The organism is Oleiphilus sp. HI0079, assembly GCF_001635105.1.
This window is the reverse complement of record NZ_LWFT01001398.1, coordinates 1-945: the sequence shown is the minus strand read 5'-3', so window position 1 is coordinate 945 and position 945 is coordinate 1. Positions and strand designations below refer to the sequence as shown.

Here is a 945-nt window from a genome sequence, read left to right as displayed (position 1 = left end):
AGATCATCAAAAGAAACTAACGCATCTTTTCGGATACTTCCGCGATTACGCCCCTCAACCATTTGTGGCCTGCATTGTGCTGAAGTAAAGGGCTCCAAGCCATTTTCAGTTCAAAATCCGGAATTTCAAACGGGGGCGTTTTCACGACTAGTTTAGCACTCTCACTTTTTAGATTTGCCGCTCGCGTTGGTAGTGTCGCAATCAGATCTGGTTGCTGAGCTAACAACATCGCCACCTGATAATGACGCGTGAACACGCGAATATTGCGCTTACCGCCAATTTTATTTAAAGCTTCGTCAACCCAGCCCAAGCGTTGCACGTCCTGCGGGTTTATCCCAACACCTACACCAAATCCCGTCTTGCTGACCCATATATGAGACGCGCCTTTGTAAGCATCAAGATCAAAGTTCTCGAGCACCGGATTTTCGGGTGACATCAAGCAAGAGAAACTGTCACCCCAGATCGTTTTAGAATGGAATGACTGGGGTAGCGTATCAAAGCGATTGATCGCCATGTCAACTCTACCCTGCTCTACATCTTCAAAAGACACATCGCTCGGAGTCAGGACATCAAGGGTAACAAGCGGCGCCTGACGACGAACTTCACTTAGCACTTCAGGAATAAGCGTCGACTCGGCATAGTCGCTTGCCATAATACGAAACACGCGTTCAGATTGAAGGTCAAAACTGCGTTCAGGCTGAACGACGCGTTCGACTTTAGATAGGATCTCGCGGACCTGAGGCTTCAGTGTTAACGCAAGCTCTGTTGGTGCCATACCATCACTGGTTCTAACGAGAAGAGGGTCATTAAATAAGTTACGAAGCCTTTTTAACCCGTTGCTCATTGCTGGCTGAGTGATGCCAAGGTGATTGGCTGCTTTCGTCACGTTTTGCTCTCGCAAAAGGACATCCAGATGAACTAATAAGTTCAGATCAATCCGCGCTA

At 47.7% G+C, this 945-nt stretch carries 1 protein-coding gene; it reads right to left on the bottom strand.

Annotation, left to right across the window (positions count from 1 at the left end; translation table 11 throughout):
- Positions 1–16: 16 nt before the first annotated feature.
- A partial coding sequence (locus tag A3750_RS24155) for a LysR family transcriptional regulator (RefSeq protein ID WP_068549016.1) occupies positions 17–945 on the bottom strand: 929 nt, incomplete at its 5' end.